Genomic DNA, 13298 nt, shown 5'->3' with positions numbered 1-13298 from the left:
ATGACCCTGGATCAAGCAAGTGGTTTACGTATGATGAATCAACCCTATAACGAAAAAGTGAAAGTAATCGCGGTTACGGGTGGTAAAGGTGGCGTGGGTAAAACCAGCGTGTCCATCAATACCGCAGTAGCATTAGCCGAAAAGGGCAAGCGTGTCTTAGTGCTTGATGCCGACCTTGGCTTAGCAAACGTCGATGTCATGTTAGGGATCCGTGCTGAACGTAACCTTTCCCATGTACTCTCAGGCGATGCTGAGCTGGACGACATTATTGTCCGCGGTCCTAAAGGTATTGGCATTGTCCCCGCAACCTCTGGTACTCAAGGTATGGTCGAATTAAGTCCTGCGCAACATGCGGGGTTAATTCGTGCTTTCAGTGAGATGCGTACCCAGTTTGATATTCTTATCGTCGATACCGCGGCGGGGATTTCAGATATGGTGCTCAGTTTCTCCCGTGCGTCACAGGATGTGCTAGTTGTTGTTTGTGACGAGCCAACCTCAATCACTGACGCCTATGCGTTAATCAAAATCCTCAGCCGTGAACACGGCGTCTTCCGCTTTAAAATTGTTGCAAATATGGTGCGTAGTTTGCGCGAAGGTATGGAATTGTTTGCTAAACTCAGTAAAGTGACCGACAGATTTTTAGACGTGGCACTTGAATTAGTGGCAACGATACCGTTTGACGAGAATCTGCGTAAATCGGTACGTAAGCAAAAGCTTGTTGTTGAGGCTTATCCTAAATCTCCTGCAGCGATTGCTTACCATGGTCTAGCGAATAAAATTATGAGCTGGCCAGTACCCCAGCAACCTGGTGGGCATTTGGAGTTTTTCGTTGAGCGATTAGTTCAGCGACCAGATTTTCAAGAGGAAAAAACGAGTGAATAAAGCCGCAGCGTATACTTGTTTAGACAATAAAACGTCAATCGTTGAACAGTATGCACCGTTGGTTAAAAGAATTGCACATCACTTGCTCGCCAGATTACCTGCTTCAGTGCAGCTCGATGACTTGCTTCAAGCGGGGATGATGGGGTTATTAGAAGCATCATCTAAGTTTGATGGCGGTAAAGGTGCAAAGTTTGAAACCTTCGCCGGCATAAGGATCCGTGGTGCCATGTTGGATGAAATCCGTCGTGGCGATTGGGTTCCTCGTTCTGTCCACCGTAATAATCGTCGAATTGCTCATGCCATTGATGAGTTAGAGCAAGTGCTGGGTCGTGATGCACGCGACACAGAAATTGCAGAAAAACTTGATATGACGCTAGATGAGTACCATCATATTCTTAACGATGTTTCTGTTGGTAAAATCATAGGGATAGAGGACTTAGGCGTATCACAGGATATACTTACTACAAGCGATAATGTTAGTGATGGTACGTTTGAAGTGTTGGCAGAGACCCAGTTTCATTCTGCACTTGTAGAGGCAATAAAATTATTGCCCGAAAGAGATGCGCTAGTGCTATCGTTGTACTACGATGAAGCATTGAATTTAAAAGAAATTGGCGCCATTCTTGAGGTAAGCGAATCGCGTGTTAGCCAGATTCTAAGTCAGGCAATGTTGCGACTCAAAGGCAAACTCAAGCATTGGACATAAGTATAATTATTAATTGAGCACTGAATGTCAGCTCACCGGAGGAAACCTTGGACAAGAATATGAAGATTCTCATCGTTGATGACTTTTCGACAATGAGACGGATCATCAAGAACTTGTTGCGAGACTTGGGCTTTAACAACACCCAAGAAGCGGACGATGGCTCAACCGCCTTGCCAATGTTGCAAAAAGGGGATTTTGATTTTGTCGTCACAGACTGGAACATGCCTGGAATGCAGGGGATTGATTTGCTCAAAGCAATTAGAGCAGATGACTCCCTTAAGCATTTACCTGTGCTTATGGTGACCGCTGAAGCAAAACGCGAACAAATTATCGCTGCTGCGCAAGCAGGAGTGAATGGCTACGTCGTTAAACCTTTTACTGCAGCAACTTTAAAAGAGAAGTTAGATAAAATATTCGAACGACTCGCTTAAGCAGGGATGAGCTATGAAGTCACAAACATCAGGGCTCATCACGCTCGAGCAAGCGCAGCGTTTAGTTGAATTATTGAACGCTAATGAACAAACTCAAGCGGATGATTTATTTAGGGAACTCGCTGCTCCACTCCAAAGAGAGCTCTTTGACGAAGTCGGAAAACTGACTCGGCAACTACACAGCGCATTAATGGATTTCCAAATCGATAATCGTTTGATTGAGTTAGCTAATACTGAAATACCCGATGCTAAGGAAAGGCTGAGTTATGTCATTGACATGACGGAGCAAGCTGCAAATAAAACGATGGATGCAGTTGAAGAATGCTTGCCGTTAGCGAATGCATTAACCGCGAATATCCAGCAAGTGATGCCATCTTGGGATAAGTTAATGCGTCGTGAAATTGCACTCGGTGATTTTAAAGTGCTTTGTCACAATGTTCAGCATTTGATGTCGCGTAGTGAACTGGATTCAAACCGATTACGTGAATTGCTCAACCAAATATTGATGGCGCAGGATTTTCAAGACCTGACAGGACAAATGATCCGTCGGGTAATCGATCTAGTGATGGAAGTTGAAAGTAATCTGGTGTCTATGCTGACGGTGTTTGGTGAGCAGCCAATAATTGAGAGTCAGATTACTCAGAAAAATAATATTGAAGCTGAAGGGCCGATAATGAATGCCGAACTTCGTCAAGATGTCGTAACGGGTCAAGACGAGGTGGATGATCTGCTATCGAGTCTGGGTTTCTAACTGGGAGTCAATTTGATGGCCTTTGATGTAGATGAAGAGATACTCCAGGACTTTTTAATTGAGGCGGGGGAAATATTAGAGTTGCTTCAAGAGCAACTTGTCGCCCTTGAAAATAATCCTGATGATACTGACTTGCTAAATGCCATTTTTAGGGGGTTTCACACCGTAAAAGGCGGCGCAGGGTTCCTTAGTCTGACTCCCATGGTTGATGTCTGCCATGAGGCAGAAAATACATTCGATTTATTACGCACAGGTAAGCGTAGCGTCACCGCTGAGTTAATGGACATCATTCTTCAAGCCGTTGATGCGATAAATACGATGTTTGCTCAAACCCAGCAAGGGGAGCAACAAGAACCTGCCGATCCTGCCTTACTTGCGAAACTGAAAATGCTCAGTTCTGGTGAGCCATTACCTTCAGAAATGGGGCAAGTTAGTGCAGAAGTTGAGCCAGAGCCAGAGCCAGAGCCAGAACCGATCATTGAACCCGTTGTCGAGGTCGCCGTTGTTGAGGAAATGCCTGCTGAAAATGGCGCTTCAACCAGCTCTAGTATTGATGAAATTGACGAAGCTGAGTTTGAAGCTTTATTAGATGCCTTGCATGGTTCAGGGAAAGGCCCCGGCGTAACGTCTCCAAAAGTTGAAGCGACTCCAGCGGTTTCAGCAAGTATTAAAGCTCAAGCACAACCTGCTAGTGCCAGTGATGATATTACTGACGATGAGTTCGAGGCTCTGCTTGATGAACTTCATGGCTCTGGCAAATTTAGTGGTAAAGTTGAAGCGGCTGCGCCAGTAAAACCTAAGGCTGAAGCCGTGACTCCACCTCCACCTCCTACTCCTGTCGATTCTGATGAAATCACAGAGGATGAATTCGAACGGTTACTGGATGAATTGCATGGAAAAGGTGGCGCTCCGGCTAAACCTATCACCAAAACTGAGCCTGCGAAAACAGTTCAAACTGCTCCTACACCAGTTACGCCTGTCACACCTAAGGTTAATGCTGCTACGCCTGCATCTAAGCCGACAGCAACGCCTGCAGCGGCAACAGTAAAAACTGAGGTTGCAGTTGCTGAAAAAGCGCCTGCCAAAGTGGCGCCAGCAGCTTCTGCTAATGTGCCTCAAGGTGAAACAACCGTTCGGGTTGACACCGCAAGACTTGACCAGATCATGAACATGGTGGGTGAGTTAGTATTGGTGCGTAACCGCTTGGTAAGCTTAGGCATAAGTCGTGATGACGAAGAAATGTCTAAAGCGCTTGCGAATTTGGATTTAGTTACTGCGGACTTACAAGGCGCAGTGATGAAAACTCGCATGCAGCCTATTAAGAAAGTCTTTGGCCGTTTTCCTCGTGTGGTACGTGACTTAGCCCGTACTCTCAACAAAGAGATCGATTTAGTATTGGTCGGGGAAGAAACTGACTTAGACAAAAACCTTGTTGAAGCGCTTGCAGATCCATTAGTCCACTTAGTGCGTAACTCTGTCGACCATGGTATTGAAATGCCTAGTGACCGTGAGGCGTGTGGAAAACCTAGAACAGGTGTAATTACACTTTCTGCGAGCCAAGAAGGTGACCATATTCTGCTTAAAATCGAAGACGATGGCGCAGGGATGGACCCTGAAAAGTTAAAACAAATAGCAATCAAGCGTGGCGTTTTAGATGAAGACTCCGCAGCTCGAATGACCGATAACGAAGCCTATAATCTGATCTTTGCTCCTGGATTCTCAACCAAGGTCGAAATATCAGATATTTCGGGTCGTGGCGTGGGAATGGACGTAGTTAAAACCCGTATTACCCAGCTGAACGGTACAGTCCATATCGACTCCATGAAAGGTAAGGGCACCATACTTGAGATTAAAGTGCCATTAACCTTGGCAATTATGCCAACACTTATGGTCGATGTGGCTAAACAAGTTTTTGCTCTACCTTTATCCAGTGTTAATGAAATTTTCCATCTCGACCTCACCAAGACCAATATTGTCGATGGACAACTGACTGTGATTGTCCGCAACAAGGCGGTACCACTTTTCTATCTAGAGCATTGGTTGCATCGAAATAAGACCAACTTTAAGCATGGAGATAAAAAACACGGCCATGTAGTGATTGTGCAGTTAGGCATTATGCAGATTGGTTTTGTTGTAGATGCGCTGATTGGCCAAGAAGAAGTGGTCATTAAACCGCTTGGTGCTTTATTACATGGTACGCCAGGTATGGCAGGGGCAACGATTACATCCGATGGCGGTATAGCTTTAATTTTGGATGTCCCAGGATTACTAAAGCATTATGCGAAAAATAAAAGTTAGTTTCCAAGCTAAGGAATGGAATGGCCATTAAAGTATTAGTCGTTGATGACTCAAGTTTTTTTAGACGACGTGTTAGTGAAATAGTCAATCAAGATCCTGAACTGGAAGTGATCGCGACGGCCTCTAATGGGGCCGAAGCGGTGAAGATGGCTGCTGAGCTTAACCCCCAAGTGATTACCATGGACATCGAAATGCCAGTCATGGATGGTATTTCAGCTGTGCGCGAGATTATGGCAAAGTGTCCGACTCCCATTTTGATGTTTTCATCGTTAACTCACGATGGTGCAAAAGCAACCTTGGATGCGTTGGATGCGGGCGCTTTGGATTTTTTACCTAAGCGTTTTGAAGATATTGCGACCAATAAAGATGAAGCAATTTTGCTCTTGCAACAAAGAGTGAAAGCTTTAGGTCGCCGTAGGATTTTTCGTCCAATTGTACGCCCTAGTGTTACGCCCGTGACACCCGTTACGCCACGGTCAAGTTCGGGCGCTGTGCTTGGGAGTGTTGGGACGTCAGCGCCAAACGTTTCGGCGCCAGTTCGTTCTTCACCAGTATCATCCATTCGTGCCAGTGGTAAGCAATACAAGTTGTTGTTAATTGGTACTTCTACAGGTGGACCTGTTGCATTACAAAAAATCCTGACTCAATTCCCTGCAAATTATCCACATCCTATTTTGCTGATTCAGCATATGCCCGCGGCGTTTACCCCAGCGTTTGCGAATCGACTCAATGGCTTGTGTAAAATCGAGGTAAAAGAAGCGGCAAATGGTGATATTTTGCGTCCAGGTTGCGCCTATTTAGCGCCAGGCGGTATGCAAATGATGGTTGAGCGAACCGGCGTGACGGGGCGCATTAAAGTGCTCGCGGGCAGTGCCGAAATGAACTACAAGCCATGTGTTGATATTACATTTGCTTCTGCTTCAAAAGCGTTTGGTGGTGATGTGCTTGCTGTGGTTTTGACAGGAATGGGAGCTGACGGTCGAGAAGGTGCTCGAATGCTTAAAGCCGCTGGGGCAACCATTTGGGCGCAGGATGAAGCGAGCTGTGTAGTTTATGGTATGCCACAAGCGGTGGCTAGTGCAGGAATTGCCACTCAGTCAATTTCATTGGAACACATGGCTGAGTCAATATTAAAAGAGTCGGTACGTGGCTAGTCCCAATTCACACTTAAGCACGAATGTTGTGCTTATAATGGTATTAATGTCGATTGCTATAGTGTGTCTTGGTGCGTTAAGTTTTGATTACCATAGAAAAATTTTAAAGCTGCGTTCAGATGTTAAGCGTTTAGAGTCAACTCAAATCATGCTGATGGTGCCTGATGAACAGGCTCAAGCCATTGCCGATTGGCTTGCTTCGCATCCTGAGCAGACTAAAGCAATGCTCAAAATGGCCGAGCCTGGAGTGCAGACAGCGGTAACGCTTGGGCCTCAAGCGGCGTCCTCTTCAGCAGAGGTACCATCTCTGCTTGATAGAGCTTCAAATGGTAATGCCAAAGCGCAAGCCCAAATGGATTCTGTACCTGATGCATTGCGTTCAGAGACGGCACCATCTGTTTCAAGGGAAAGCGTGCAGCCTCTGGATAATGCTCCTGTGGTAATTTCTGAGAATGCTGATGGGGTCAAAGTCATTAGTTTACCCAATGGTGGGATTCGAGTGACGACAAGAGAAGGTGAGTAACACAGATGTTACTCTAAGTAAGCCTAGCTAATCGCCAAGCTTTAACATTAAAGAGGTCAGTGCTTTGAAGGTCTGGACCATTGCGAATCAAAAAGGTGGGGTGGGTAAAACCACGTCTGTAGCTAGCTTAGCAGGTGCACTTGCTAAGCGGGGCAAACGTGTACTTATGATAGATACAGATCCACACGCCTCGCTTGGTTATTATCTTGGTATTGATTCAGAAGAAGTTCCAGGGTCGCTCTTTGATGTTTTCATCGCACATAAAAACTTAACTAAAGAGTTGGTTCAGTCACATATCGTACCAACCTTAGTGGATGGCCTAGATTTACTGCCCGCCACTATGGCGCTTGCAACGCTTGACCGAGCATTGGGTCATCAAGAGGGGATGGGGCTAGTGTTGCGTAATTTACTTGCGCTTGTGGCAGATGAATATGATGTAGCCATAGTGGATTGTCCACCCGTGTTGGGGGTACTCATGGTAAATGCGCTCGCGGCAAGCCAGCATATTGTTATTCCTGTGCAAACTGAGTTTCTCGCCATCAAAGGTTTAGAGCGCATGGTGAAGACGATGGAGATTATGGGGAGGTCGAAGAAAACTCGTTACAGTTATACAGTCGTGCCAACGATGTATGATAAGCGGACGAAAGCTTCTCCTGCCGCGCTACAGCTTTTGAGTGAACAATATGGTGACAGCCTTTGGCGAGATGTCATCCCTGTTGATACTAAATTTAGAGATGCAAGTTTGGCACATTTACCTGCTTCGCATTATGCAAGTGGGTGTCGTGGTGTAAAAGCTTACGAAAGATTATTAGATTTTCTTCTAGTTGGGGAGTTTGGTCATGTCAAAATCGGTTGATGAAACTGTTTTTGATTTTTTTGAGTTACTGTTGCACGAAGAGGATAGTGCTCTTGTTGCTTCCCAAGTTAAACCTCAAGAGGGCGTTTCGACATCTTTAGCACTGAAGACAAAGACTGAAGCTCAGCTACTTAATGATGCCATTTTGGCCAATCATGAACAGTCTAAGACACAAGTCAAAAACACTTCTACGCCTGAAGTCCAATTGGCTAAGTCAAAGCCTACGATTATGGCGACCGCTGAGAGTGCGCCCCCTCTGGTGAATAAACAGGCGTTAGAAAAATTACTTGCACCTGTGCTGAAAACGACCAATGTTACAGAGGAGAAACCCGCGGAGGTTGTATCAACACCCGTTAAACCAGTAACACCGATGGTGTCAAAACCTGAGGAAACTGTTGAATCTAGTGTGGTTGAACCTGAACAAATTGAGTCTAACTCGATAACGCCAGAGACGCAGGTTGGTTTTGCACCTCCGAGTGTGACAAAAGATTTGCAAGAAGTGCTCGATGATGAATTTCAAGTACTATTCTTTAAAGTAGCAGGTTTAACATTAGCTGTTCCCTTGGTTAGCCTTGGTGGAATTGTTAAGGTTGAAAGGATTAACCATATCATTGGCCGCCCTTCATGGTTCTTGGGAGTACAAACCCACAGAGAAGAGCAGTTAAATCTTGTTGATACTTGTGCGTGGGTTATGCCAGAAAAATACACTGATAAACTGGCGCAATCGGTAAATTATCAATATCTTGTATTATTAGAGGGCAGTAATTGGGGATTAGCTTGTGAGTCCCTGCTTAATGCCGTAAAGATTAACAAATCGCAAGTAAATTGGCGCAGCAAAGCGGGGAAACGTCCTTGGTTAGCTGGTGTGGTGAAAGAACAAATGTGTGGCATTTTGCACGTTCAAGCCTTAGTTGAAATGCTTGATGCGGGTTTAGGCTGTCAGGACTCCATTGGTTGAGGTAAACATGAAAGATTCAAGAAATGTCGCAGCCGTGGCTGCAAGTAAAGATGATGCTGTATTGCAATGGGTTACCTTTAAGTTAGACAACGAAACTTATGGTATCAATGTAATGCAAGTGCAAGAAGTGCTACGTTACACCGAAATCGCTCCAGTGCCTGGCGCGCCACATTACGTATTAGGGATTATTAACTTACGCGGTAATGTGGTTACGGTTATCGATACTCGCTCTCGTTTTGGTTTACAGTCTGCCGAAGTGGATGACTCAACTCGTATTGTGATCATCGAGGCAGAAAAACAAGTTATTGGCATCTTGGTTGATAGTGTTGCTGAAGTGGTTTATTTACGCCGCTCAGAGATCGATAACGCACCAAATGTCGGAACTGAAGAAAGTGCCAAGTTTATCCAAGGCGTCAGTAACCGCGACAACGAGCTATTGATCTTAGTTGACTTAGACAAACTGTTATCAGACGAAGAATGGGCTGAGTTAAATCAACTCTAAGCTTGAATTTGTCGGCGGCAGTAAATTCTGCCGCTTTTTATTGTCTATAAAATTGAGTATCGAGTCGTTCTTTAGCTTTGAGCATTATTAAGCTTTGCGGATTTAGCCTTTCGAGATGTGTAGGGATTATGAATGGGCGATGAATTTATAATCGCAGCTTTGGTTTATGTAATTGCGTGTTTGGGATTAGTCCTTTACCTCCAAAAACAATTAAGTAAGTTGCGCAGTAAAGTTGAGGCCTTGACAGTTTTAGTGAAGGAAGGTGACCGTCAGCGTGAAAGCTTTAAGCGAGAAATGCAGGAGCTCCGCAGTGGCACAATTGGGATGGGGCGACGTGTAATCGAGCTTGAAAAGCGCTTACATCAGCAATCTGAACGTATTGAAGAGTCTACTCAACAAGACCCTCAAGCTAAACTTTACACTCGTGCGATGAAGATGGTTGCTCTTGGTGCTGGGGTGGATGAGTTAATCAAAGAGTGTGAGCTCCCAAAAGCCGAAGCTGAGTTATTGATCCGTTTACACCGAAAATAATGGCTCATCTATGGCGGCCTTCGGTCTCTAGAGCGCCACTGCGAGGTGCTGGAATCGACAAGGAGCAAACGACTGCATGGTCAATTTTGTTCAATACCAAATCTGACATTTCCTGCATCCATGTTGGTCAGACTAGGTGGGGAGTAGCCGCTTGTTAATCACAGTGCAGGAGCAGTGCTTTAGCGATGCTGTGCTTTTCTAGTCGCTAAGCGCTCATGCAGCTAAGCATTCTAGCATCTATCGTTAAGCCAGCTCTGTTTTAAGCCTTATCGACAATCTTCTTATGCATGTTATTCCACTGCTCTGGGAACTTGCCATCTAACATATAGACAAATGCAATGAGTTCTGCGATCAGCAGATAAAGTTCTTTGGGTATTTCTTCACCCAGTTCCAATAGTCGTAAAAAATTGCTGAGATGGGGATCTTGGTGAATATATACCCCTGAGGCTTTGGCGAGGGCGATAATTTCATCTGCTATGAGGCCTTCTCCCGATGCGACTACTTTTGGAGCATGTTTCCCGTCATAGCTTAAGGCTACTGCTTGTTGGGTTTTACATTCTTCTGCCATAGATAGACCTCGTTAATTATGCTCTGGTTTTCACAAGAAAATGATCACCAGGGAGTAAGGTAGCAGGAATGGGCGCCAATTGTGTCGATAGTTCACCTGGCGTAAAACCTAGCTGGGATAGTTTTTGTCCAAGTGGGGCTAAAAAGTTATCGACACGACTAAGTAGCTGCTGATTATCCCCTTTAAACTGGATATCTAAAACCTGTTGATGAAACCGTGCAGCGATCAACAAGGGGCCTTGGGCGAGATTAAATTTCAATTGTAAATGCCAGCCCTTATGTTTTTGTTGTTCATCGTTGTCGGCTTCACGCTCAAATTTACCCTCTAATTGTTCATGGCGTTGATTAATCCCATAGGGAAGGGCAAAAAACCATACTAGGTTGCCGTTATTCTCACTACTAGCTTGTTGGTAAAGCTGTAAGCTTGAGGCGAGTTGCCCCATACTTTCTAAGCCACCCGCTTTACTAAATTGATTAAGTTGATGACTGGACAGTCCGATTTTGGCTTGGAGCTGTTCTAAATAATCAGCCAACTTTGCGCTCATACTGCTGTTGCTATTATTCGCTCGAAATCCCAATAACAATTGAAATAGTGAGGTAATTGCACCAGCGTTGAATAGCGTAGTAGCTTGGTTTAGGTGCGGTGTCGCAAGGTTTAACGTCGCTAATCCAAGAATTTGGGCCTTTAGTTCACTTGGGTCGCTCAATTGACCTAAAGGGGATGGGCTTAAATGGGGTAACAATTTTAATAGCTCAGCCGCTAAATTTGCGTTGCTACGCACAAGCATCTGGTCAATAGGTAGCGCGCCAGCCTTAGTAAAGGCTTTTTGAAGCACCTGATTAATCATTGTATTTTCTTCAGTATGTAGCTTGCGAGTATTTGAAATGTCTACTGGTGGCTGCGTTTTAAGGTTCTGGAGAGTCGCGTCACTAGCGAATTCTTTTGTCGATAATCCATTTAGTAAACTTGATACTTTTGCTTGTGGGCCCGTTGAATCAGATTTGTTATTTTGAGTTAACAAAGCATTAGCCATGTTTGTTATATTCTTGGCCTCTATAGCGGCGCGTTCATTGAGATTTTCCTTGAGTTGAGAGCCAGCTACTTTGGACTCAAGATTTTGAAATTTATTACTTTGCTCCAAATTTTGCTGACCTGTAGTCAGCTTAGGTTCAGTACTAAGCGATAGACTAGCAGTATTATCGGCCTGCTTATTTTTGAACAAAGGGACGTCTGTAGCGATCCCTACTATTTGAGTCTTTGTTTCGGGTATCACTTCACGTTTAGTTGTTGCGATACTTGCTGAGGCATCCGATTGAGATACCAGCCCCTCTAGCTTGCGCAGAAATTGGGTAATAATCTGCACAGGCTCCATTTTGCTCATCACAATATGGGTAGATTGTTTATCAAAAGTGGGAAGCTGAGTTTCATTTATTGGCGCGCCGATTTGTATTTCAAGTTTGCTCAGTATTGGGGTCAACACTAAAATAGGTTTCCCTTGAGAAAGCGCGATTTTTGCCTGATATTCTCCGGCGTTAAGCCTTGTGCCAGGATCTTGCTGCACAATTGCACCGTTAGCGAACTGGAATGTCTTCTCATTAACGATAACGTTTGGAAGCGGGTAGCCTTGTGGGCGAGCTGCAAAGGCGTAGAGTTTTGATTGTTGAATGCCGTTTTGCTGCGCGAGCAAAATAATTGCATCAGGCAGCTTAAGATTGACAGTTGTACCTAATGCAAGGAGTTGATTGGTCTGACTAACTGAGCTTGATTGAGTAGTCTGCGCAGGGATTTGGTTGACAAGTAATTGACTCGCGTTGAGTAAAACCTGGCGTTGAAGTGCATTAACCAGCTTTAAATTATATTCTGTACCGTTTAGAATAATACTGTCGCCTTCGGGGGATAACTGTACTTCAGCAGGGATTGGCCGAAAGTTAGCACTTGGCACATCACTTTGCGCTCCCGCAGTGATTAGTGATGCATTAGTCATTTGACTGAGTGGAATCGGCTCCATATTAGACCCTTGCTAGAATATCTTACGGTACGTTATTTAAAAATTAACAATTGACCAAACGATTTTGCTAAGTAAGCTAATGCGCTTTATGCAAGGCGATTGGATGGTATTTTCTCTGTCATACTGAGTATAAAACTTAGAGTACTAATCCTTTATCGTCACTTGTTAGTCGTCACTTTAACGAAAACTCGTTAACTCGGCAGTACATTTATTTAAGAGAGTAATATGAAGTTGAAATGGATAGGGGTTCTTTTAGGATGTGCCTTACTGCCCAAGGTCTATGGTGCAGAGACTGCTGTACCTGAGACCACTCCAAAGGATACGGCTTCAAATGTAAAAATTACTTACGAAGATCCAAGAGATCCCTTTGAAGGATTTAACCGTGCTATGTGGGACTTTAACTATCTATTTCTAGATAGATACCTGTATCGTCCCGTTGCACATGGTTATAACGACTATATTCCACTTCCTGCCAAAATGGGGGTGAATAACTTTGTTCAGAATTTGGAAGAGCCTGGTAGCGCGGTCAACAATCTGCTGCAAGGTAAGTGGGGATGGGCAGCGAATGCCGGCGGTCGTTTTACCATCAATAGCACTATAGGGTTGCTGGGCGTCTTTGACGTGGCAGATATGATGGGGATGCCGCGTAAACAGGATGAGTTTAACGAAGTATTAGGCTATTACGGTGTACCTAATGGCCCTTACTTCATGGCGCCTTTTGCCGGTCCCTATGTGGTTCGTGAACTCGCATCAGATTGGGTTGATGGTCTATACTTCCCACTATCAGAGCTAACGATATGGCAGTCCGTTGTTAAATGGGGTTTGAAGAGTCTCCATGCGAGAGCATCTGCGATTGACCAAGAAAGGCTTGTTGATAATGCGCTCGATCCCTATACCTTTGTGAAAGATGCGTATTTACAACACATGGACTATAAAGTCTATGATGGCAATGTTCCTCAAAAACAAGAAGATGATGAGTTGCTCGATCAGTACATGCAGGAACTTGAGTAAGCTTATGCGCTGTACTTGGCTGTAAATCCTTTTTTGCAGCCAAGCCCTTGCCGTATTGAATGATTCTTCCGATGTCATGATTGAGTTATTGCTATCGCAATGAATGTTATTCGGGAATC

At 44.6% G+C, this 13298-nt stretch carries 14 protein-coding genes; 12 read left to right on the top strand and 2 right to left on the bottom strand.

Features of this window, described 5'->3' with window-relative positions; all coding sequences use genetic code 11:
* The 11 genes from ACUZ8J_RS14415 to ACUZ8J_RS14365 all read left to right on the top strand — a co-directional run bounded on the left by ACUZ8J_RS14415 (position 1) and on the right by ACUZ8J_RS14365 (position 9592).
* Entirely contained in the window at positions 1–882 is an 882-nt protein-coding gene (locus tag ACUZ8J_RS14415) for a MinD/ParA family protein (protein ID WP_011622085.1), read from the top strand.
* Positions 875–1588: an RNA polymerase sigma factor FliA gene (locus ACUZ8J_RS14410; RefSeq protein WP_023267144.1), complete on the top strand. Its 714-nt coding sequence runs from the start codon at positions 875–877 to the stop codon at positions 1586–1588. Before ACUZ8J_RS14415 ends, ACUZ8J_RS14410 begins: the two co-directional genes overlap by 8 nt.
* 47 nt (positions 1589–1635) lie before the next feature.
* A complete protein-coding gene (gene cheY, locus ACUZ8J_RS14405; RefSeq protein WP_007649667.1) occupies positions 1636–2019 on the top strand; it encodes a chemotaxis response regulator CheY in 384 nt (127 codons plus the stop codon).
* Between the two features lie 13 nt (positions 2020–2032).
* Entirely contained in the window at positions 2033–2770 is a 738-nt protein-coding gene (locus ACUZ8J_RS14400; RefSeq protein WP_023267145.1) for a protein phosphatase CheZ, read from the top strand.
* A 15-nt stretch (positions 2771–2785) separates the two neighbouring features.
* A complete protein-coding gene (locus ACUZ8J_RS14395) occupies positions 2786–5068 on the top strand; it encodes a chemotaxis protein CheW (RefSeq protein ID WP_446694214.1) in 2283 nt (760 codons plus the stop codon).
* Between the two features lie 20 nt (positions 5069–5088).
* Complete coding sequence (locus ACUZ8J_RS14390) at positions 5089–6222, top strand: protein-glutamate methylesterase/protein-glutamine glutaminase (protein WP_023267147.1); 1134 nt, start codon at positions 5089–5091, stop codon at positions 6220–6222.
* 37 nt (positions 6223–6259) lie between these two features.
* Positions 6260–6745 (top strand): membrane anchored protein in chemotaxis locus, encoded by a 486-nt coding sequence (locus ACUZ8J_RS14385; RefSeq protein WP_133182755.1) that lies wholly within the window; start codon positions 6260–6262, stop codon positions 6743–6745.
* A 64-nt stretch (positions 6746–6809) separates the two neighbouring features.
* Entirely contained in the window at positions 6810–7601 is a 792-nt protein-coding gene (locus tag ACUZ8J_RS14380) for a ParA family protein (protein WP_446694213.1), read from the top strand.
* Positions 7585–8559 carry a chemotaxis protein CheW gene (locus ACUZ8J_RS14375; protein WP_446694212.1) on the top strand — a complete coding sequence of 325 codons (975 nt, stop codon included), beginning with the start codon at positions 7585–7587 and terminating at the stop codon, positions 8557–8559. The genes ACUZ8J_RS14380 and ACUZ8J_RS14375 overlap by 17 nt, the downstream gene beginning before the upstream one ends.
* A 7-nt stretch (positions 8560–8566) precedes the next feature.
* Positions 8567–9061 (top strand): chemotaxis protein CheW, encoded by a 495-nt coding sequence (locus ACUZ8J_RS14370; protein WP_023267151.1) that lies wholly within the window; start codon positions 8567–8569, stop codon positions 9059–9061.
* A 132-nt stretch (positions 9062–9193) separates the two neighbouring features.
* The gene (locus ACUZ8J_RS14365) at positions 9194–9592 is read left to right on the top strand and encodes a DUF2802 domain-containing protein (protein WP_133178840.1); all 399 of its coding nucleotides are present in this window, start codon (positions 9194–9196) and stop codon (positions 9590–9592) included.
* Between the two features lie 259 nt (positions 9593–9851).
* Here the strand turns inward: ACUZ8J_RS14365 and ACUZ8J_RS14360 are convergent, their stop codons facing one another.
* Positions 9852–10160 (bottom strand): EscU/YscU/HrcU family type III secretion system export apparatus switch protein, encoded by a 309-nt coding sequence (locus ACUZ8J_RS14360; RefSeq protein ID WP_023267153.1) that lies wholly within the window; start codon positions 10158–10160, stop codon positions 9852–9854.
* A 16-nt stretch (positions 10161–10176) separates the two neighbouring features.
* Positions 10177–12168: a hypothetical protein gene (locus tag ACUZ8J_RS14355; RefSeq protein WP_446694211.1), complete on the bottom strand. Its 1992-nt coding sequence runs from the start codon at positions 12166–12168 to the stop codon at positions 10177–10179.
* 225 nt (positions 12169–12393) lie between these two features.
* Between ACUZ8J_RS14355 and ACUZ8J_RS14350 the strand changes: the two genes are divergently transcribed.
* Entirely contained in the window at positions 12394–13179 is a 786-nt protein-coding gene (locus ACUZ8J_RS14350; protein ID WP_446694210.1) for an MlaA family lipoprotein, read from the top strand.
* Positions 13180–13298: the final 119 nt, after the last annotated feature.

Source organism: Shewanella sp. Koi 1, assembly GCF_052907445.1.
This window is presented reverse-complemented; position numbering and strand designations above follow the sequence as displayed.